The organism is Exiguobacterium sp. EA-TM-5 (genome assembly GCF_053878415.1).
Window position 1 is genome coordinate 107,130 of sequence record NZ_CM132670.1, and the last position, 19,149, is coordinate 126,278.

Consider the following 19,149-nt stretch of genomic DNA (forward strand, 5'->3'; position numbering starts at 1 on the left):
CAAAAACACCCTTGTCGCCAAGGGTGTCTCTACTTATTGAATTTTAGAGCGGCTACGTCCGTAACCAAAGTAAACAAGTAGTCCGATTGCCGTCCAAACGAAGAAGGCAATCCATGTGAACGGCTGTAAGTTGACCATCAACATGATACAAGCGAGGACTGACAGAATCGGTAGTACTGGAACGAACGGTACTTTAAAGGCACGCTTCAAATCAGGACGCGTCCGGCGTAGGATGATGACTGCAATCGAGATAAGCGCAAATGCTGCCAGTGTTCCGATGTTGATTAATTCAGCGAGTGTACCGAGTGGAACGAATCCAGCGATCAAACCAGCTGTTGTTCCAAGGATCCATGTCGCTTTAACCGGAGTGTGTGATTTTTCATTGACGTCCGAGAAGACTTTCGGTAATAATCCGTCACGGCTCATTGCGAACAAGAGACGAACAAGACCAAATGTCATGACGAGGATGACCGTCGTCATACCAACGATGGCTCCTAAGTCGACGAATCCAGCGACCCAGTCTTGACCTGCGACCTTTAACGCAAGCGATACCGGGCTATCGACCCCTTCAAATTGCTTGAATGGAACGATTCCGACCATGATAGCAGAAACGACGACGTACAGGACGGTAACGATCGCAAGCGATCCTAAGATTCCGATTGGTAAGTTACGTCCCGGGTTTTTGACTTCTTCTGCTGCCGATGTGACGGCATCGAATCCGAGATAAGCGAAGAACGCAATCGCTGATGCTTGCAAGACCCCACTCATACCAAATGGTGCAAACGGTTTGTAGTTGCCTGGTTCGATGTACCAGATACCGACGACGATGAACAAGACGACGACAGCAACTTTGACAAGTACCATGATGTTGTTAACGCGTTTTGTTTCTTTAATACCAAGTGAGAGCAAGAGCGTAATAACCATTAGAATCAAGAACGCTGGTAAGTTGAAGAACGTCTCGCTTCCTGGTACAGCACCTGGAGCAGCCGTTAAAGCCGTTGGTAGCTCTAAACCAAAACCAGCCAAGAGTGACTGGAAGTATCCTGACCAGCCGGTTGCAACGGCACTCGAAGCGAGTCCATATTCCAGAATGAGACACCACCCGATGATCCAGGCTACGACTTCCCCAATCGTCGCGTATGTATACGTATATACACTACCTGAGACAGGAATCATCGATGAGAATTCAGCATAACAAAGGGCTGCGAGCGCACAGACGATAGCGGAAATAATGAATGAAATCGGTAAAGCAGGTCCTGCATAAAGAGCGCCCGTTCCTGTCAGAACGAAAATTCCGGTCCCGATGATGGCACCGATTCCAAGTAAAATAAGGTCAAACCCTGATAAATGACGTGCCAGTTTTGAATGTTGTTTCATATCCATCATCACACTGACATCTTTTTTGCGAAGCAAACTCATGTTTCATCCTCCGAACTTTTCTCTTTTTTCTGAATATTCAAATCATTAAGGTAATTGACTTTCTAATCATAACAAACGATGTCAGGTTCGATAAGTCTTTTTTTCTGTATTTTTTCACAAAGTGGTCAAACCACTTTTGTGACAATACGACAATGCTTTGATGCGTCAACGCAAAAAACACTCTTTCCCCTAAAAGAGAGGAAAGAGTGTACTTGTTATTACGGACGATCGTTTGGATGATCAAGGTTAGGACCTTTATGCTCATCTGGATCGATCGGGTAATCATCTTGTTGTGCTAAATCGTTTTCTGGCAATGCACCTTTTGGTGTACCATGCGTCGTCTCATCTGTTGAAGAAGAGCGCGCTGAACGTGGTGCACGGTCTGGTGTCACATCATCTGCCGCTTGTGAAGCTGCACCTTTTGCTGCATCTTTCAAGCTTGGTGATGAAGAAGTAGATGCTGACTTACTCGGAAGGTTCGATGTGTCGACTTCCGTGTTCTCTGCTTTCTTTTGGAGACGATCGAGGTAACGCGATGCATTATCACGTCCACCGAGACCAAACGCAAGACCGAAAGCAAGAGCAAGTGCCCCAAGGATCAAGATGAAGGCTGAGTTGACGATCGTATCAGCAACACCAAGTTGATCAAGTGCCATGAAGACAGCAAGTGCAAGAATCGCATACTTCGCAACACTTGAAAGGACCTTCAGTTCAGAGTTGCCGAACAGGCTGTCCATCGTACATTTGACGAGGTTGCTGACGATGATCCCGATTGCGAGAATGATGATCGCTGTTAGGACGCTTGGTAAGAACGCAAGGACGGCACGACCGAGGTCGACCATGAAGTCAAGACCAATCAAGTTGAAGGCTTCGACGACGAAGAGAACGACGATGACGATCTCAACGAGCGCACCAACGATTGAGGCTGGTGATGTAGAAGCTTGGTTCGCATCCCATGAACCGATTTTCAAGTGACGTGTCAGGTTGTTGAAACCAAGACGTGATAAGAGATCCGTAACGAATTTCTTAATGAAACGTCCGACATAAAGACCGACAAGAATCAGAACAACACCGACGATGATGTTCGGAATCATACCAAGGACATCGTTCAACATGTTGATCGCTGGTCCTGTGATTCCTTTAATGTTCAATTGATCGAGTGCTGAAATCGTGATTGGAATCAGAATCAAGATGAAAACGACTGTTCCAAGAATCGAAGAAAGTGATTTCGCATCTTTTTGATCCGTTGATCCAAGGTTGAAGCGTGCTGCAAATTTATCCGTTCCAACAGCATGAAGGAAATTCGTCACGATATCGCGGACGATTTTCGCTACGAGGAAGCCGACGAAGAAGATGGCTGCCGCAGCAATCAAGCGTGGAATGAATCCAAGGAATGACGATAACAATTGGCTGAACGGTTGTGAGACACTCTCAATGTTCAAGGCATCGAGGACACCCGGTAGGAATAGAAGCAAGACGAGATAGAAGACGATTTCTCCAGCGATTTTCGGGTAAGATGATAAGTCTGTCTGACCTTGAAGCATCTTGTTCGAACGTACTTTCTCATTCGCCATCAGCTTCGTTCCTGCTTTGACGATGATCATACGAAGAACGACCGCAATGACGTATGCCAATAGAAGAATGAGCGCTGCTTTTAAGATGTTCGGAATTGCCGCGAGTAATGTACTCATCGTATCCGCAAGTGGTCCAGCAATGATGTTCAGATCAAGGATATTGAAGACCAAGATGAGAACGAAGACCATGAGAACCCAAAAGACGACAGTCCCGATGATTTTTTCAGGTGTCCACTTTTTCTTCTTTTGTGGCGCCCCTTCTTTTTGAGGTGACAACTTGTTGACGACCCCAGACTTCTCTAACGCTTTTTGAATCCCGTTTGCAATCAGCTTGGCTATGAGCCATCCAATCAAGAAAATGATGATCGCTCCAAGCAAGTTGCCGAGTGATCCGAGAATGCCGTTCAAGTTCAACGACGTCCCATTCCAAATGTTATTCATCCTGCCACACTCCTTCACCTAAATAAAATTATATATTTCCAACACTTCTTTAATTTCCCCAGCTAAAAGATTTATTAAACCCCTGCCCGTACCAGAATGTGGCGTTTCTTGTTTTCACTACAAAAAACTGGATGGCATATGCTGCCATCCAGTACCAGATTTCATGAGAGTTGTTGATTTAAAATGATGCGCATCGCCGCATATCCGCCGTCAATATTGATGACATCCTTAAATCCAAGTGACTGTAATACGCTGACTGCCATTCGGGAACGGACACCGGATGCACAATGTACAGCAAGCGGTCGATCCGTTGGCAGTTCATCCTGACGTGCTACCAATTTTCCTAAGAGAATGCGTTGTGCCTGATCAGAATGGTGACTGTCCCATTCGGTTTTATTCCGGACGTCGAGGACGCAGACTTCTTTGCGCTCTGCCGCAGCAAGCGCCTCTTCTGCCGTCCAGTCTACATATCGTTCGGACAACGACGTCTCCGGTAATTCCCGGTAATCCACCCAATGCGTGAAGCGGTCGAGACCAATTGATTGGAGATCCCGTTGAATGTTTTCTAGCTGTTCTGGAGTCGAAAGAATCGCGATGTCACGGTCAAACTCAAGTAACCACCCAGCCCAAGTGACGAACTTGCCATCGTACGGAATATTAATGGTTCCAGGGAGATGTCCATCCCGGAATGACTGACCGTCCCGTGTATCGACGATTTGAATCGATGACGGCAAGCTCGAAGCGGTTTCCTGGATGATATCGGCTGCCTCTGTCGTCAATGCAATCCCCTCTTTATTGACGCGTTTCATCATCGCGAAGTAATTCGGCGGTTCTGGTTGGTCCGTTGTCAGTTCTCGAATGAATGCGTCTTCGTCTTCCATTTGTAATGCCCAGTTCGTCGCTTTTTCATAGCCGACCGTTGATGTCGGAACGGCACCGAGCGCTTTCCCACAAGCACTACCAGCACCATGTCCTGGCCAAACTTGGACAAAATCAGGTAACGCTTTGAAACGTTTTAACGAACCAAACATTTGCTTCGCTCCGACTGCTGTCGTTCCTTTGATACCTGCAGCTTCTTCAAGTAAATCAGGACGACCGATATCACCGACAAAGACGAAATCCCCTGTGAAGATACCTATCGGCACTTGTTGATTCCGGTCAAATAATAAGAAGGAGATATGCTCTGGCGTATGCCCTGGTGTGTGCATAACTTCAAGCGTCACATTTCCGATTTTGAACCGGTCACCGTCTTTGACAAGGACATGGTGAATATCCGAGACGAATTGATATTTCCAATTTTCGTCTCCTTCGTCTGATAGATAAGCCGTCGTATCGTATCGTTTAGCAAACTCTTGTGTACCCGAGACGAAGTCAGCGTGAATGTGCGTTTCTGCCGTAGCGGTGATCCGGAGACCTTCTTTTTCTGCGACTTCTAAATACGGTGTAATATCTCTAGCAGGATCGATAACAATCGCTTCTCCCGTCATCTGACACCCGACCATGTATGACGCCTGCGCTAATTTCTCATCATAAAAATATCGTAACAACATCGTGTATACCCCCTCTTGTATATTAAACGATTGTTCCTTCGTAGCTCATCATGCCTCCGCTGACATTCGTCACATCGAATCCAGCTTGCTCGAGATACATCGACGCATTCATACTACGCCCACCAGATAAACAAATGATGTGGACTGGGCGTGACGCGTCGAGTTCAACCGTCCGTTCCGTCAACTCGGATAACGGGACATTTTTTGCTTCAGCGATATGTCCACTTTCGTACTCATGCGATTCACGAACATCAATCAATTGGATCGCACTTTCAGTTAATGTCTGCTGTAATTGTTCTGTCGTCATCTGTTTCATCAAGATTCCTCCTAGTAGATGCCTCTCGGCTGTTGAGTTGTTGAACTTAATATACCCCATACCGTATATAAGTTCAAGAAAAATGCACACAAAAAAGCAGCATCGTCTAAAAGACGACACTGCACTAATTTAAACGACTTCCTTTTCAGAGAATTGGCTGTTGTACAGATCCGCATAAAAACCATCTGCCTCGAGTAATTCTTTATGTGTGCCCTGCTCGATGACACGCCCTTGATTCATGACGAGAATCAAATCGGCATCTTTGATTGTCGACAGACGATGGGCAATGACGAAACTCGTCCGTCCTTCCATCAAGCGACGCATTGCTTGCTGGATGAAGACTTCCGTCCGTGTATCCACACTTGAGGTTGCTTCGTCGAGAATCATGATCGGAGGATCAGCAAGGACCGCCCGAGCGATCGTCAACAATTGTTTTTGACCTTGCGAAATGTTCGAGGCTTCCTCGTTCAAGACGGTATCGTAACCGTCCGGCAACGTCCGGATGAAGTGATCGGCATGTGCCGTCTTCGCTGCCGCGATGATCTCCTCTTCGGTCGCTCCACTTTTACCGTAGGCAAGATTATCTCGGATCGTACCGTTGAAGAGCCACGTATCTTGTAAGACCATGCCAAACGTCGTCCGTAAGTCTTCGCGTGACATCTCGCGGGTATCGATACCATCAATTCGGATCGTACCACCGTTTAATTCATAAAAACGCATCAATAGATTGATCATCGTTGTCTTACCGGCACCCGTCGGTCCAACGATTGCAACGGTTTGTCCCGGTGCAACATCGATGTTCATGTCCTCGATCAAGAGATCATTGCCATAACCGAAATCAACGTGTTCGAACGCAACAGCCCCATCTGCTTTCTCTAGACGATGCGTCGTCACTTCTTTAATCTCTTCTTCTTCGTCGAGTAATTCAAAGACACGTTCCGCCGCTGCTACCGTCGATTGGACGATGTTTGCGATATTCGCCGTCTGTGTGATCGGTTGCGTGAACTGGCGTGTATAGGTGATGAACGCTTGAATATCCCCAATTGAGATGGCTCGTTGTGTGACGAGAATCCCACCGACGATACTGATCAGGACGTAACTGATGTTCCCGATGAACATCATCATCGGCATGATAATCCCGGAGATGAACTGCGCTTTGCGCCCTGCTTCATACAACTCTTCGTTGACGGCATCAAACTGTTCGACCGCTTTGCGTTCATGTCCGAACGCTTTGACGACCGAGTGTCCGGTATACATCTCTTCGACGTGTCCGTTCAACTGACCGAGTGTCCGTTGTTGATCGGCAAAGTATTTTTGGGATCGTTTCAAAATCGGACGAATCGCAAAAATCGAGACCGGCAATGAGACAAGTGAGATCAGTGTTAACAATGGACTAATCGTCAGCATCATGATTAGAATTCCGACGATCGTTACGATCGACGTGATAAATGAAGTAACACTTTGTTGTAACGTACTCCCAATCGTATCGATGTCGTTCGTCACACGGCTCAGTGTCTCACCGTTCGGACGACCATCGTAGTATTTCAATGGCAAGCGTTCGAGCTTATGGTTGACGTCTTCACGCAAATCATAAACTGTTTTTTGAGCGATGCCCGACATCAAATACTGTTGCAAGTAATTGAACAGACTACTGATGACATAAAGTCCAGCCAGCCACAAGAGGATCTGTCCAATTTTCGTGAAATCAATTGCCGCTCCTGGTACACCTTGAAACTTCGCATACGCGCCTTCAAATAATTCCGTAATCGCCGTTCCCATGATTTTCGGACCGGCAATCATGAAGACTGTACTGAGGATTGCTGCTAAAAAGACGCCAATCAGTGCCGTCCGACGAGGACGAAGATACCGAAGCAGACGTCGAAACGTCGCTTTGAAATCTTTTGGTTTTTCACCAAGCATCATCATATTTCCGCCACCGGGACCACCAGGCGGAGGACCGCCGGCAGGTCGTTTTTTCTCACTCATGCGATTTCCTCCTCTGATAGTTGTGACTTAACGATTTCCTGATAGACGGCGTTGTTCGCAAACAATTCATCATGTGTGCCGATTCCAGCGACTTTCCCTTCATCAAGGACGATGATTTGATCGGCATCAATGACGGTACTGACACGCTGAGCAACGATCAAGACCGTGGCTTCACGTGTTTCTTCCCGTAACGCTTTTCGAAGGGCCGCATCGGTCTTGAAGTCGAGTGCTGAAAAACTGTCGTCAAAGACATACAGGTCCGGTCGACGAACGAGGGCTCGAGCAATTGACAAGCGTTGTTTTTGCCCACCAGAGACGTTCGATCCCCCCTGTTCAATCCGCGCGTCGTAACCGTCTGGCATCCGTTCGATGAAGTCGGTTGCTTGTGCGATTTGTGCTGCATGTGCGACTTCTTCGTCTGTTGCATCTTCTTTCCCGAAGCGGATGTTCTCTGCAATCGTCCCTGTGAACAGTAATGCTTTTTGGGGAACGAAGCCGATTTTCGACCGCAGTTCCTCTTGCGGTACGTCTTGGCTATCGACACCGTTGACGCGGATGCTCCCTTCCGTCACGTCATAAAAACGAGGAATCAAATTAACGAGCGTTGATTTTCCCGAACCGGTACCACCGATGACAGCCGTCACTTCACCTGGTCGCGCCGCAAAACTGATATCGGATAAGACCGGTGTCTCAGCCCCTGGGTAACGGAACGTGACGCGATCAAAGACGAGCGTTCCTCTTTCACGGTCAGCGGTTTGAGTGCCTTGATCTGTCATCGTTGGTGTCATTTCCAGCACTTCGTTGATCCGTTTCGCCGAGACCGCAGCTCGCGGAATCATAACGAACATGACAGATGCCATGACGAGAGCGAACATGATTTGCATGACGTATTGGATGAACGCCATCAAGTCCCCGATCTGCATACCACCACTGTCAATCCGGATGCCACCGAACCCAATGACACCGACGACCGTCAAGTTCATGACGAGCATCATCACTGGCATCAAGAAAGCCATGATTTTATTGACCTTGATCGAGACTTCTGTCAAATCTGCGTTTGCTTTCGTTAATCGAACCTGTTCATCGCGTTCCCGGTTAAAGGCACGGATGACACGAATCCCAGTCAGGTTTTCCCGCAGGACGAGGTTCAAGCGATCAAGTCGTTTTTGGACCTTCCCGAACAACGGAACCCCTTTCCACAGAATCAATAGAATCGAAATCACAAGTACCGGCATCGCTGCAACGATGACGAACGAAAGTTTGGCGTCTTTTGAAACGGCCATGATCAATCCACCGATGAACATGATCGGGGCACTGACGACCATCCGTAACATCATGATGACGACTTGTTGGACTTGCGTGATATCGTTCGTCGTCCGGGTAATCAGTGACGCCGTTCCGACTTGGTCAAACTCTTGCAGGGAAAACCGTTCGACATGATTGAAGACTTGACGGCGAATATCCCGCCCGAGTCCCATCGATGCCTTCGACGAATAATAACTAGCGGCAACTGCTGCTAACGCCCCGATACCGGTAATTCCGAGCATGACGGCACCAATCTTCCAAATGTAGGCGGTATCGCCGGTGACGACCCCTTTGTCAATGATATCTGCCATCAGTGTTGGCAAATAAAGATCAGACATCGACTGTGCGAAAACCAAGACGAGCACCGCGAGTACTGCCCATTTATACACCGTCAACCGTTTGAGTAACTTAATCATCTGAGCACCCTCCTTTCATTTCTGGTTGTAAGATACGTCCGATGCCTTCCGCAATCTGAGCATGCGTCGCAAGCATCTGGTCGAACACCTCTTGATCAATCGTCTCAAGGACCTGTTCGAGTTGACGTTGCATCCCTTTCTCTTGTTCTTGAATCTCCGTCACAAATTGTTGTCCCTGATCACTAAGCGATAGGACGACTTCTCGTCGATTTTCAGGATTCGTCTCCCGAATGACCCAACCGGACTGCACTAAACCTTCGATCGACTGACTCAGTGTGCTCTTTGGTAAATGCGTATGTGTCGCCAGCGCTTTTTGCGAGATCGGTCCACGTGGTGCAATCGTCATCAAGCTATGAAATTGCGGTAAACTGAGTCCGTTTTCCTGTGCCGTCTGGTGTGCTGCTCGGACGAGATGCCGTTGCACGTTCCAAAACGACTGCATCATCGCCGTTGAACGAACCGTTTCCGTTTGCTCCATCCTGTTTCGCCTCCTTGTTCCATTTCAAATCGTTCCATAAGGAACAATTACTTATATGAATTAAATTACGCCGATTATTTCCGATTGTCAACGAAAAGGCAATGTGAAAAATCACATAGTTTTGCTATGCTTTTGTAGAGAAGGAGTGGAGACAGATGAGACATGAGATGGGGTTATACGAAGCACCGTTTCGTTCGATCGAACAAAGGCTGAAAACGGTCGAAATTCGACTCAATGATCAGAAACGCCAACAGGTACAAGTCGGTGATCAGATTCAGTTCACGCATACGGAAACGAGCGAGACGTTAATCGTCCAGGTGACGAAACGGGAGACATTTCAAGATTTTCAAGCACTGTATGAACACGTATCACGAGAATCCATTGACTGCGTCGGTTGGTCGATCGATGAACTCGTAACATCTACTTATACGATCTATTCGCCGGAAGCCGAGCAACAGCACGGAGCACTGGCTCTTCACATCGAGTTATTGCCATAAAAAAACGTCTTTTCTACAGTCAGCGTAGAAAAGACGTTTTTGAATTCATTCGGGTTCGACGTGAACATGGATATCATAAACTCCGTATTCTTCCGTCAGCGTATCCTCAACACGTGTCGCAATATCGTGCGCTTGATGGATGTTCAAGGTGGAGTTGACGAGGATGACGACATCAACGACTTCATTGTTGCCGTAGTTGCGTCCTTTGATGGACTTGATGCCTTTGACACCTTCGAGATCGAAGATGACATCTTCGTACATCTTCAGTTTCTTCTCATCAAAGCCATCCGTCAGTTCGTGTGACGCTTCCGTGAAGATGTCCCACGCTGTCTTACAGATCAAGAAGCCGACGATGATCGCTGTCACGACATCGAGCCAGGGCATGCCGAACTGTGATCCGACGATCCCGATCGTCGTCCCGACACTGACCCAAGCATCGGATAGATTATCTTTCGCTGCTGCCATGACGGCTTTGCTTTCAATCTCTTCGGATAACTTCTTATTGTAACGATAGACGAAGTACATCACGAGAGCTGAACCGATTCCGACATACGCTGCAAGAACATCAGGCGATTCTTGCTTGCCTTCGAATAACGTCGAGATCGTATCAATCAAGACTTGGAGACCGACTGCCATCATGATGAAGGAAGCTACGAGCGAGGCAATCGTCTCACTTTTCCAGTGTCCGTACTTGTGATCGTCATCTGCTGGACGTTGTGAGATCCGTAAGCCGATTAGGACAGCAATCGAAGCAATGATATCCGTCGCGTTGTTTAAACCATCCGCCCGGAGAGCCGCGGAGTCTGCTGAATAACCAATGATTAATTTTAAAGATGATAACAAGATATAGGCTGCGATACTGATCATCGCACCGCGTTCGCCGCGTTTTAGGTTGTCGTATTTTTGTTGTTCCATTCTCGTCGCCCCCACTTTCTCTGCGATTAGCAAACCTCATCGTACCAGTCGGAAATCGAGTGGGTCTAGAGAAATCATTTTGTTTCGAACTAGGTAATTAACAAAAGTACAACAATGTTTCTTTTAACCAAAACAGGATAAATCATGTCACGTAGCGTTTTTAAAGAAAATCATCACAATTATCTTAAAGAACAACCAACTTTTTTGACTTGTCAGACTCTTTGGCGAACATAATTCGTGCAAGTTCTGAAGGGAATCGGTAGACTAAAGGTACAACACCAAGAGGAGGAGTTCTCACAATGGCAGAATTCATTAAGAGTGAAGAAACATTCAAAGAATTGATTTCAAGTGATGCACCGGTCATCATCAAGTTCGAAGCAGACTGGTGCCCAGACTGCAAACGGATGGATTACTTCATGCCAGACGTCGAGTCACAGTTCGACCACTTACCAATCCATACGATCGACAAGGATGAGTTCCCAGAAATCGCATCGAACCATGATGTCATGGGTATTCCAAGCTTGCTCGTCTTCAAAAACAACGAAAAATTGGCGCACCTACACAGTGCAAATGCCAAAACACCAGAAGAAGTCACAGCTTTCCTTAAACAAAACTTCAACTAAGCAAAATAACCTGACGCCGCGGCGTCAGGTTATTTTTATGTATCGAGATCGCTTATTTTAACGATCAGCTTTTCTTAAAAAAGATACGGGTAAACAGATTCGTAATCGTTCCAGCTATAGCTGCTTCGATCAGAGCGACGACCACGATTGCTAATAAATCCTGTATACCTAATGCGCCTAAGAAATTAATGAGATTCAGAATGAAAAATAGAATGAAGAAAATTAGATAATCTCGTTTTCGCATAGTAATCCTCCTACTCAACATGTATTTGTCGTCTTTCATCGCTATAACACTACCATACATGATAATTTTCCAAGGATTACATAATTGAAAGGAACAACTAATATCGACAAAAAAGTAGTCTTTCTCTCGCTCGAGGAAGACTACTTTTACTCATTTAACGTTCACACGCGATACCGTCTTTATCGCGATCTCTTTTTGTGTTTAAGTTATACGTCGCGAGACTGACGTATGCCTTATATTTTGTGGCTTTGTAGATTGGTTTTCCATTCTTATCATAACCCGTTCGATTCTTCAGCCCCGCTTTTTTTGCGACGCCACCTTTATACGTCTTCTGCATTTTTTCACAACTTGAAAAGGCTTTTGCTTTCGTCGCAGCTTCACTAGCTGCCGGAACATGAATCAATGCGAGACTTACGACACCTGCGAGTACAAGCCGACTCCATTTTTTCATAGGGATTCCTCCTTTTTTCAAAAAACAACGATTCGTCTTTTGATTATAAGAGGTCATTTTTAGAAGTTGTTTCCTTTTTTCATTTTTACATCAATGATTTTTAAAATCTGACAATCAACGAATATAGGACAAGCTGACGAGATCGTCTTTTAAAATTGACGTCGGAATTTTAAACTCGACGATGCCCATATATCCTGGAGCGATGCTGTACTCATCAAACGACAGGACTAAGTTATGGTCTGACGTAATATAGAAGTTTTGCTTCGCTGAAATTTGCTTGAACTGTTCATCTTTCGGTACATCCGGTGTTCCTTTGACAAAGTAGACCTTCCCTTCATCTGCCTTCATTTGCCGACGCATCTCTTCTTTTAGATAATCACTGATCGTCGTGATATATCCGTCATCCTTGAACAGAGATGGTAACGTCAGGACAAGCTGTTGTTTCTTATCGATCGTATCGTACTGGACGCTTTCCGCTGCACTCGCTCGTGTCTCCGTGACGGTTCGCCCGATCGCCAACAAGTCGTCCGTATCTGTCTTGACGTCATAGCGACTATCGATCGCAAATGCCCCCTCCTGTCCGTTTGTCTCTTGTTTGAACTTTTGGTATAACGCCTGACCTTCCGCGATATACTTTTCATTCAGCTGTTGCTCGAGCGCCTTATTCGGTAACGTCACTTGTGGTGCTTTAATATCAGCCGACTGTTGTATCTTCGTCTCTTTCCAGTCAATCGTTACAATCTCAGTTAGTTGACCAAGAACGGGTACCTTCGCCATCGTCTCCGCAAATGATGTATTACTATTTAATCCGCCGACGAATAACGTGATGGCGGCCGCTGTAATCAAAACGGACTGTTTCGTCCGTGAGGGACGAACCCGATGTTCGACTTGAGCAATCATCGCATCGAGTTCTTTTGGAACGGGTGGTTGTTGGTAAGCCTGTTTCAGCTCATCGAGTTTCTTCGACATCTAGATCATCTCCATTCAATTTCATTTTCAGTAATGTCAGTCCTTTATAAAGTCGGGACTTGGTCGTACTTAAATTCAGCTCTAAAATTGTCGCGACGTCTTTTAAGATCAAATCCTCGAAATAGTGCAAGATGACGACTTCCCGGTACATGACCGGTAACTCTTCTAGTGCTTGTCGCAAATCGGAATCCGGATATGTATCTTCTTTTGTTGCGACGAGTTCAATCAATCGATCCGTATCGTAACTGACGCTATGCTGCCGCTTCCGAATCGCATCAATCGCTGTTCGTGTCAAAATCTGATAGAACCAGGCTTTCATCCGTTCATCATCTTCAAGTCGGGCGAGTGATTGTAACGCTTTTTGGATGCTGTCTTGGATGACATCCAAACTATCCTGTTCATTTTTCATATAACTGTAGGCTAACCAGTATAAGTTCGGTTTATATTGCTTCAAAAAACGGACGAATGCTTTTTCCCGTTTTCTGATTTGGCGAGAGGTCATAGGCCGCGGCTCCTTTTTTCGATATCGTTCTGTGTATACATCATTAAGACGGGCGAGTCGAGAAAAAAGTTGATGACACAACAAAAAAAGGTGACACAAGGTCACCTTTTCAACTCAATAATCTAAATGCCGTGATGTATCATTCCAGACTTTTACTTGAAGTGTAATCAACGCAATGCCGTACAGGACACTCATGTATAACGAAAACTCACCAAACAAGACATCCGTCCAAGCATTTAATCCAAACAACGGTACAACGAAGACGAAATAGAATACAAACTGAACACTTGCCAATCCATCAAACCAGTACGTCTCAGAAAACGCCCCTTCGAGTAACGAGACACCGTAAATAAATAATGCTGCAACAAAACCAATCCGGATATACCAAACTATAAGTCGAAGTGCTTTATCTTCTTTGATATAGAATAGCGATCCGACTAGACCGACAAGCCAGACGACGGAGGCGATGCTTTGCCACCCATTGATCGTGCCGTCTGGGTGGAGCAGAGCGGACCAACCGTTGATTCCAACCATGCCAAGTAAGCCTATGATAAAGATGAGCCGATACGGTATGTACCTCTGACGCATGACGTTTCCTCCTCTGAAAACGAATAGATGTCACTTCTATGTTTTATATTCCATATGATGGGTTTTATTCCTTTTCCATCATGAAAAATAGTTCATCTTTTTCTGTTCGTTTGCTTTACACAACAACAAGGTAATGGACGCGTCCATTACCTTGTTCTGGTCATTCCTTCACTTTGAGATTCACATCATCAATCGTCACGTCATGCGCGGCGAACGGTGAACCTTCCGCACGTCCCATCAAGAACTTCAACGCCCCTGTATCGGCTTGTTCCATCGTAAAGCTATAGCTATACGTTTTCGGTGTTGTCGTAATCGGCTCGACTTGACTAAAGTAACGCGTGTACGAAGCGTTTTCGATTGTCACTTCGATTGGACGCGGTACGGTCGACGATGCTGTAAAACTCAACTCATATGTTTTTCCTTTTGCGAGTGCCAAGTTCCCTTGCTCCAGCAAGACACTCCATGGTTCTTGTCCTTCCGCAGTGACTTGGACTTTTGCTGCTTCATTGACCGCTGCGATAGCGGCTTGCGCATCATAGTGGACGTACGACGACCATGACGTCAAACCGTTCGCAAACGATCCATTTTTGAGTGGTGACGGATCGACTGGAACCGGTGTGACATCGATCAATTCGACGTTATCAAGCGAGATTTTTCTCGCTTGTCCGCTGAAGTCAAAGACAAGCTGATTGTCGTCTGCCGTTTGTAAAGCCGTAAACGGAATTTCGACGGTCGTCGCTTTTTTCGTCAACGGGACAGTCGTCTGTTTTAATTGCTCTTGTGCACCATTAATTTTCACCTGAAGTGACTTGGCTTTTTTCGCCCCTGCTGTGAATCGAAGCTGATAGGCATGTCCAGCTTCCAGTTGAAGTCCCTTTTGCGTTAAGCGAGCTGTCGTTTTTTGACCATGTCCTTCATAACGGAAATCACGTGTCACCGGATCAACAGACCCTGTCGTCCGCTTGCTACCTTTGAAGTGCCAATACGTCAAACGATCCATCGCTCCTTGATCGAACGTCCCGTTGTAGACGAGATTCCCGTCCGGTAGTGCCGGTTTCGTTGCCTCTTCATCGATGACGCCGCGCGGAATCTGTTCGACACGGACGTTCCCGATCTGAACACCCGCTTTTTCAAGTCCGAGGTTGAACTCAAGACGTGCTGAAAGATCCGTCTCTGCCGCCATATCAAACGTGAACGTATGTCGTTTGACACTTAGTGTCAGCGCGATCGACTGTTCATTCGAATATTTCGTGTAGCCACGCTCTGCTCCACCACCGACTTTGACCATCATCTTCCGGTCTGCTGCGCTGCTCGCGTCAAAGCTAACTTGGTAACGACCGCCTTGTGCAAGGGATACGTTTTGGATCAGTTGGTGAGAATAGTTCTGCGAACCCGGCTGATCAATCGTGACGTCCGCCATTCGTTGCCCCTCTTTTTCGATGATTGCAAGACTTCCTTTACCACCGAAGTCTGGGAGCGTGACGTAGTTCCAGTACAGTGGATCAAACGACTGATTCCCAGTGATCATCGTGACCGGTTGTTCAAAGGCTGCATCATAGACGAGGTTCCCTTCCATCGGTTGTTTAGCTCCGTCCGGTAACGTCACGTTTTCATAAGTCGGCTCGACTGGTTCACGGTACGCTCGATTCTTCAAGTCATAGACACGTACGTAATCGACTTCCATCTCAACCGGAAACTTCGTCGTCGCATCGACTTCTCCGTCGAACCAACCGCCGACCGCGAGATTCATGACGAGATAGAAGTTTTGGTCGAACGGTGCCGGGTAACTATAGTTCGTCGCTGCGTTCAAGCCTTTACTGTACCAATCGTTTTGTGTTTGATAAAGGTTTCCGTCAACGTACCAGCGGAGCTCACCCGGCTCCCATTCGACTGCGTACGTATGCCATTGATCGATTCGTTGTCCGTCTGGGAAGTGATAGTCTTTCCCCGTATATTTATTGTTCGGCCAGTTTTCTCCGTAGTGAATCGTTCCGGCGACCTTGTCCGGCTGACTGCCCCAAGCTTCCATGACGTCAATCTCACCGGACGCTGCCCATGCCCCGTACTTATCTTGCTCCGGTAACATCCAGAACGCAGGCCAAAGCCCTTTTCCGGTCGGCAGCTTCGCTTTGATCTCATAACGACCGTACGTCTTACTGAACAACCCTTTTGTCTTCAGCTTCGCCGACGTGTAATCGTATGTACCGAGATCATCCGTCGTCTTTTCCTGCTTCGCCTTGATGACGAGTTTTCCGTCACGAATAAACGAGTTGTCCTGTTTCGTCGTATAGTATTGTTTTTCGTTGTTGCCCCAGCCCGGTGAGACCGGTTGTCCGTTCGCATCCTTGATCCAGTTCCCCGTATCATAGGTCCATTTCGTCCGGTCGAGTTGTTTTGCCTGAAACTCATCCGACCAGACGAGTTTCCACTTCGTCTCTTTTTTGTCTGCCTTCGCGTCGACCGCTTGACCGCTCAGCAATAAACCGGTCCCGACCGCCAGTGCTACCCATGTCTTCATGTCTGTTTCCTCCTCTTCGTCAAAAAGAGGCAAGGACGAATGTTCGACCTTGCCTCCTTTGTCACGCTTCTTGCGGAATCGTTGCCTTATGTTGCTCGATGACGCCCGCATACCAGTGGGCGCTGTCTTTCCAAATTCGTTCCTGTGTCTCGAAATCGACGTAGAGGATCCCGAAGCGCTTATCGTAGCCGAAGCTCCACTCGAAGTTATCGAGCAGTGACCAGAGATAATACCCTTGGATGTTCATCCCTTCTTCGTTTAAATCAGACACGGCTTGCAGGTGTTGTGCGACGTAATCAATCCGGTTCTGGTCAGCGACGCGACCATCGACCAATTCATCGTCGAAGGCCGCACCATTTTCCGTGATGTAGATCGGTAAATCCGTATACTCGGCGCGCAAACGACGAATCAAGTCCTTGAATTCGCTCGGTGCGATATCCCAGCCCATGCCTGTCTTGTCATAATCCGAGTATGCATCCTTCTGCAAGAAGTCGTTCGCAGCACTGAACTCGACGAGGTTACGGCTATAGAAGTTGATCCCGAAGAAATCACATGGGACAGAAATCGTCTCCATGTCGCCTTCTTCAATGAACGCGTACGAATGAATGTATTTCGAGAACAAGTTCATCATGTCGACTGGATACTGACCTTTAAAGACCGGGTCAAGGAACCACCGATTCGCGTATCCGTCCGCATTGTTCATTGCTAACTGATCGTTGACGGAATCCGTCTTCGCATACTTCGGTGCCAAGTTCAACGTGATACCAATCGGTGTGACCGATTTGAACTCATCTTTCAGCAATTCGACTGCTTTTCCGTGTGATAACAACAAGTGGTGCACGGCACGAACGGCTTCGTTCATATCCGTATGACCCGGTGCATGTTGCCCGAGATGGTAGCTCAAGAACCCTGCACACCAAGGTTCATTATGTGTGATCCACGAGTCGACAATCCCGTCGAGTTCCGTGAAACACGCGCGGGCGAAGTCGAGGAACCAGTCGACCGATGCCCGGTTGACCCAGCCGCCTTCTTCATGTGCCCAAAGTGGTAAGTCCCAGTGGTACAGCGTCACGGCTGGCTTGATGCCTTCAGCCCGCAGACGTGTCGCGAGTTTCTTGTAGAACGCCATACCTTCCGGATTGTAAACGCCTTTTTGCGGGAAAATCCGTGGCCAGGCAATCGAGAAGCGGTACGTGTCGACGCCAAGACGTATAATGTGCTGGATGTCCTCTTCATAACGGTGGTAATGGTCACAAGCGACATCCCCGTTATGTTTTTCGAAGACTTTTCCGTCCTCATCACAGAAGGCATCCCAGATCGAAGGCGTACGTCCGCCTTCGTTGTGGGCGCCTTCGATCTGATACGACGACGTCGCCGTTCCGAATACGAAGTTCGGTGCAAATTTCATATGTGTAATCTCCTTTAAGCTACTTATTCTTTCACGGCACCTGCCGAGATACTGCTGACGATATATTTCGAGAGGAACAAGAAGGCGATCATGATCGGTACGACGGAAATCGCGATCCCGAGATAGAGCGAGCCTAAGTTCTCTGCAACTTGTGATCCTTTCAAGAAGCCCATCAAGACCGGTAACGTGTACTTCTCTGGGGAGAAGAGTAAGACGAGCGGCATGATGTAGTTGTTCCATGAACCGATGAACGTAAAGATCGACATCGTCGCGATTGCTGGCATCATCATCGGTAAGGCAATCGTATGGAAAATCCGGAACTCACTCGCTCCGTCCATCCGTGCTGCCTCGATCAGACTTGGATGCAAGACGGTCTGGACATACTGCCGAACGAAGAAGACCGTGAACGGACTTGCAATCGCTGGAACAATCAACGGGATATAACTATCGAGCAACCCGAGATTTTTACTTAATTCGTAGAACCCGATCAATCCGAGTTGACCCGGAACCATCATCATGACCAGCATGAAGACGAACATCGCATTCTTCCCTTTGAACTGATAGAAAGCAAATCCGAATGCTGTCAACGCCGAGAAGTATCCTGATAAGACAGTGACGAGAACGGCAATGATCAAGCTGTTCTTGAAACCAGACCAGATGTTGACGTACGAACTGAGTGCGGCGTAGTTCTCAGCAAGCGAGTTCCCCGGAATCAACGAAAATCCGGATAAGACTTCTTCGTTCGAGCGGGTCGCGTTGATGATCATCATTAAAAATGGGATGATACAAGCAATCGTTAAGACGACGAGACCAATATAGATGACACTTTTGCCGAACCAGGCTTTCTTTTGTTTCGGCGGTGGCGTCAACTTGAGTGGGCGTTCGATACGCTCCGGTTGTTCCTCCGTTTGTGGCACGATCCGACGTGCTTCTGCATTTCGTTCCATCG

General features: G+C 47.2%; 18 protein-coding genes. 2 read left to right on the plus strand and 16 right to left on the minus strand.

Features of this window, described 5'->3' with window-relative positions; genetic code table 11:
• Positions 1-33: 33 nt before the first annotated feature.
• The 7 genes from ACV3PA_RS00540 to ACV3PA_RS00570 all read right to left on the minus strand — a co-directional run bounded on the left by ACV3PA_RS00540 (position 34) and on the right by ACV3PA_RS00570 (position 9,485).
• Positions 34-1,419 carry a branched-chain amino acid transporter BcaP gene (locus ACV3PA_RS00540; RefSeq protein WP_456125335.1) on the minus strand — a complete coding sequence of 462 codons (1,386 nt, stop codon included), beginning with the start codon at positions 1,417-1,419 and terminating at the stop codon, positions 34-36.
• 218 nt (positions 1,420-1,637) lie between these two features.
• Positions 1,638-3,434, minus strand: a complete 1,797-nt coding sequence (locus ACV3PA_RS00545; protein WP_456125336.1) for a mechanosensitive ion channel — start codon at positions 3,432-3,434, stop codon at positions 1,638-1,640.
• Positions 3,435-3,595: 161 nt separating this feature from the next.
• Positions 3,596-4,984 (minus strand): MBL fold metallo-hydrolase, encoded by a 1,389-nt coding sequence (locus ACV3PA_RS00550; RefSeq protein ID WP_456125337.1) that lies wholly within the window; start codon positions 4,982-4,984, stop codon positions 3,596-3,598.
• A gap of 22 nt (positions 4,985-5,006) precedes the next feature.
• Positions 5,007-5,300 carry a rhodanese-like domain-containing protein gene (locus ACV3PA_RS00555; protein ID WP_456125338.1) on the minus strand — a complete coding sequence of 98 codons (294 nt, stop codon included), beginning with the start codon at positions 5,298-5,300 and terminating at the stop codon, positions 5,007-5,009.
• A gap of 129 nt (positions 5,301-5,429) precedes the next feature.
• Complete coding sequence (locus tag ACV3PA_RS00560) at positions 5,430-7,286, minus strand: ABC transporter ATP-binding protein (RefSeq protein WP_456125339.1); 1,857 nt, start codon at positions 7,284-7,286, stop codon at positions 5,430-5,432.
• Positions 7,283-9,007 carry an ABC transporter ATP-binding protein gene (locus tag ACV3PA_RS00565; RefSeq protein ID WP_456125340.1) on the minus strand — a complete coding sequence of 575 codons (1,725 nt, stop codon included), beginning with the start codon at positions 9,005-9,007 and terminating at the stop codon, positions 7,283-7,285. The genes ACV3PA_RS00560 and ACV3PA_RS00565 overlap by 4 nt, the downstream gene beginning before the upstream one ends.
• Positions 9,000-9,485 carry a MarR family winged helix-turn-helix transcriptional regulator gene (locus ACV3PA_RS00570; protein WP_047391683.1) on the minus strand — a complete coding sequence of 162 codons (486 nt, stop codon included), beginning with the start codon at positions 9,483-9,485 and terminating at the stop codon, positions 9,000-9,002. Before ACV3PA_RS00570 ends, ACV3PA_RS00565 begins: the two co-directional genes overlap by 8 nt.
• Before the next feature lie 155 nt (positions 9,486-9,640).
• Between ACV3PA_RS00570 and ACV3PA_RS00575 the strand changes: the two genes are divergently transcribed.
• Positions 9,641-9,982, plus strand: a complete 342-nt coding sequence (locus ACV3PA_RS00575; protein WP_456125341.1) for an ASCH domain-containing protein — start codon at positions 9,641-9,643, stop codon at positions 9,980-9,982.
• Positions 9,983-10,027: 45 nt separating this feature from the next.
• Here ACV3PA_RS00575 and ACV3PA_RS00580 read toward each other — a convergent pair whose 3' ends face one another.
• On the minus strand, positions 10,028-10,897 hold the full coding sequence (locus tag ACV3PA_RS00580) for a cation diffusion facilitator family transporter (RefSeq protein WP_456125342.1): 870 nt from the start codon (positions 10,895-10,897) through the stop codon (positions 10,028-10,030).
• A 299-nt stretch (positions 10,898-11,196) separates the two neighbouring features.
• Between ACV3PA_RS00580 and ACV3PA_RS00585 the strand changes: the two genes are divergently transcribed.
• Entirely contained in the window at positions 11,197-11,520 is a 324-nt protein-coding gene (locus tag ACV3PA_RS00585) for a thioredoxin family protein (protein ID WP_023466923.1), read from the plus strand.
• Positions 11,521-11,584: 64 nt separating this feature from the next.
• On the opposite strand, the gene ACV3PA_RS00590 is transcribed toward ACV3PA_RS00585, so the two are convergent.
• The 8 genes from ACV3PA_RS00590 to ACV3PA_RS00625 all read right to left on the minus strand — a co-directional run bounded on the left by ACV3PA_RS00590 (position 11,585) and on the right by ACV3PA_RS00625 (position 19,147).
• A complete protein-coding gene (locus tag ACV3PA_RS00590) occupies positions 11,585-11,764 on the minus strand; it encodes a hypothetical protein (protein WP_214813533.1) in 180 nt (59 codons plus the stop codon).
• 154 nt (positions 11,765-11,918) lie between these two features.
• Positions 11,919-12,215, minus strand: a complete 297-nt coding sequence (locus ACV3PA_RS00595) for an excalibur calcium-binding domain-containing protein (RefSeq protein ID WP_456125343.1) — start codon at positions 12,213-12,215, stop codon at positions 11,919-11,921.
• Positions 12,216-12,329: 114 nt separating this feature from the next.
• Positions 12,330-13,184, minus strand: a complete 855-nt coding sequence (locus ACV3PA_RS00600; protein WP_456125344.1) for an anti-sigma-V factor RsiV — start codon at positions 13,182-13,184, stop codon at positions 12,330-12,332.
• Complete coding sequence (locus ACV3PA_RS00605) at positions 13,165-13,686, minus strand: RNA polymerase sigma factor SigV (RefSeq protein ID WP_456125345.1); 522 nt, start codon at positions 13,684-13,686, stop codon at positions 13,165-13,167. Before ACV3PA_RS00605 ends, ACV3PA_RS00600 begins: the two co-directional genes overlap by 20 nt.
• A gap of 114 nt (positions 13,687-13,800) precedes the next feature.
• Positions 13,801-14,274: a hypothetical protein gene (locus ACV3PA_RS00610; protein ID WP_456125346.1), complete on the minus strand. Its 474-nt coding sequence runs from the start codon at positions 14,272-14,274 to the stop codon at positions 13,801-13,803.
• 160 nt (positions 14,275-14,434) lie between these two features.
• Positions 14,435-16,792 carry a carbohydrate binding domain-containing protein gene (locus ACV3PA_RS00615; RefSeq protein WP_456125347.1) on the minus strand — a complete coding sequence of 786 codons (2,358 nt, stop codon included), beginning with the start codon at positions 16,790-16,792 and terminating at the stop codon, positions 14,435-14,437.
• A gap of 61 nt (positions 16,793-16,853) precedes the next feature.
• Positions 16,854-18,200 carry a GH1 family beta-glucosidase gene (locus ACV3PA_RS00620; protein WP_456125348.1) on the minus strand — a complete coding sequence of 449 codons (1,347 nt, stop codon included), beginning with the start codon at positions 18,198-18,200 and terminating at the stop codon, positions 16,854-16,856.
• A 23-nt stretch (positions 18,201-18,223) separates the two neighbouring features.
• Complete coding sequence (locus ACV3PA_RS00625) at positions 18,224-19,147, minus strand: carbohydrate ABC transporter permease (RefSeq protein WP_456125349.1); 924 nt, start codon at positions 19,145-19,147, stop codon at positions 18,224-18,226.
• Positions 19,148-19,149 lie beyond the last annotated feature (2 nt).

Bases quoted from the DNA above. Each gene is read 5' to 3' on its own strand.
- ACV3PA_RS00540 (WP_456125335.1), bottom strand. From the start codon at position 1,419: ATGAGTTTGCTTCGCAAAAAAGATGTCAGTGTGATGATGGATATGAAA.
- ACV3PA_RS00545 (WP_456125336.1), bottom strand. From the start codon at position 3,434: ATGAATAACATTTGGAATGGGACGTCGTTGAACTTGAACGGCATTCTC.
- ACV3PA_RS00550 (WP_456125337.1), bottom strand. From the start codon at position 4,984: ATGTTGTTACGATATTTTTATGATGAGAAATTAGCGCAGGCGTCATAC.
- ACV3PA_RS00555 (WP_456125338.1), bottom strand. From the start codon at position 5,300: ATGAAACAGATGACGACAGAACAATTACAGCAGACATTAACTGAAAGT.
- ACV3PA_RS00560 (WP_456125339.1), bottom strand. From the start codon at position 7,286: ATGAGTGAGAAAAAACGACCTGCCGGCGGTCCTCCGCCTGGTGGTCCC.
- ACV3PA_RS00565 (WP_456125340.1), bottom strand. From the start codon at position 9,007: ATGATTAAGTTACTCAAACGGTTGACGGTGTATAAATGGGCAGTACTC.
- ACV3PA_RS00570 (WP_047391683.1), bottom strand. From the start codon at position 9,485: ATGGAGCAAACGGAAACGGTTCGTTCAACGGCGATGATGCAGTCGTTT.
- ACV3PA_RS00575 (WP_456125341.1), top strand. From the start codon at position 9,641: ATGAGACATGAGATGGGGTTATACGAAGCACCGTTTCGTTCGATCGAA.
- ACV3PA_RS00580 (WP_456125342.1), bottom strand. From the start codon at position 10,897: ATGGAACAACAAAAATACGACAACCTAAAACGCGGCGAACGCGGTGCG.
- ACV3PA_RS00585 (WP_023466923.1), top strand. From the start codon at position 11,197: ATGGCAGAATTCATTAAGAGTGAAGAAACATTCAAAGAATTGATTTCA.
- ACV3PA_RS00590 (WP_214813533.1), bottom strand. From the start codon at position 11,764: ATGCGAAAACGAGATTATCTAATTTTCTTCATTCTATTTTTCATTCTG.
- ACV3PA_RS00595 (WP_456125343.1), bottom strand. From the start codon at position 12,215: ATGAAAAAATGGAGTCGGCTTGTACTCGCAGGTGTCGTAAGTCTCGCA.
- ACV3PA_RS00600 (WP_456125344.1), bottom strand. From the start codon at position 13,184: ATGTCGAAGAAACTCGATGAGCTGAAACAGGCTTACCAACAACCACCC.
- ACV3PA_RS00605 (WP_456125345.1), bottom strand. From the start codon at position 13,686: ATGACCTCTCGCCAAATCAGAAAACGGGAAAAAGCATTCGTCCGTTTT.
- ACV3PA_RS00610 (WP_456125346.1), bottom strand. From the start codon at position 14,274: ATGCGTCAGAGGTACATACCGTATCGGCTCATCTTTATCATAGGCTTA.
- ACV3PA_RS00615 (WP_456125347.1), bottom strand. From the start codon at position 16,792: ATGAAGACATGGGTAGCACTGGCGGTCGGGACCGGTTTATTGCTGAGC.
- ACV3PA_RS00620 (WP_456125348.1), bottom strand. From the start codon at position 18,200: ATGAAATTTGCACCGAACTTCGTATTCGGAACGGCGACGTCGTCGTAT.
- ACV3PA_RS00625 (WP_456125349.1), bottom strand. From the start codon at position 19,147: ATGGAACGAAATGCAGAAGCACGTCGGATCGTGCCACAAACGGAGGAA.